Source organism: Fructobacillus fructosus KCTC 3544, assembly GCF_001438695.1.
GTDB lineage: Bacteria > Bacillota > Bacilli > Lactobacillales > Lactobacillaceae > Fructobacillus > Fructobacillus fructosus.
Window position 1 is genome coordinate 3,180 of sequence record NZ_JQBH01000023.1, and the last position, 799, is coordinate 3,978.

The 799-nt window shown below is 36.3% G+C and carries 1 protein-coding gene and 1 pseudogene; both read right to left on the reverse strand.

Translation table 11 applies throughout. The annotated features are described in order from the left end of the window. A pseudogene (locus IV71_RS08405) lies at positions 1–197 on the reverse strand (hypothetical protein); the annotation flags it as partial. Beyond that, a complete protein-coding gene (locus IV71_RS07850) occupies positions 197–625 on the reverse strand; it encodes a thioredoxin domain-containing protein (protein WP_010690512.1) in 429 nt (142 codons plus the stop codon). The gene IV71_RS07850 and the pseudogene IV71_RS08405, both read right to left, overlap by 1 nt. Positions 626–799 lie beyond the last annotated feature (174 nt).

Consider the following 799-nt stretch of genomic DNA (forward strand, 5'->3'; position numbering starts at 1 on the left):
GTTGTAATCTCTTTTTTTGAGCGACTATCCTTCACCGGACCCTTATCGGCAGTGGCACTAAGGTTAGACAATTGATTCATATTATTTAAAGTTTGAAAAACTAAACAACCCAATATAACCAGAAATAAAGCTAGAATGAAGATAGATTTTTTTGAAAGAGAAGTTTTTTTAAATTTTAGTTTGTTTAAAAAACGCATTAATTCCTTCCCTTCAGTATTCGTTCAATCTTATCTCGATTAGTGCCTGAATAACGATCAACTACTACACCACCCTTTAAGTGCAGAATGGTTGGATAATTATTGACCTGATAAAGGCTTAAAATATTGGGGTAAGATGAATCATGTTTAACTTCAGTCTGCACTTTACCTGCTTCAACCACCAATATCGGCACTTTAACATCTGACAAAGCGGGAACAATAGACTTAGAAGCCTGGCGACATCTCTTGCACCCAGCTTTATGAATGATAATGTACCCTTTATCGGCACTTTTAATTGTCTGATATTGCGTGGGTATGTCATGTGAATCAGGATAAGTTTTAGGTGACAGGTACATCCAAGAAATTAAGATAATGAAGCCACCTAGAAATAAACCAACAACAAAAATTGATTTTGTTTTTTTATTCATGCTACTTTCCTTTATTGTTTTCCTTTATTCACCTATTCGTCGGTATTTGTTCCAGCGGCTAAAAAGAATTGCGTGAATCCTGAACCAATAACACGATCATTGTTATTCTTTTCTGCCGCTGACTTACCTGAGTCAGGCAATACTTCCTTAGGCAATGGTAGAAAGTCGGCGGGG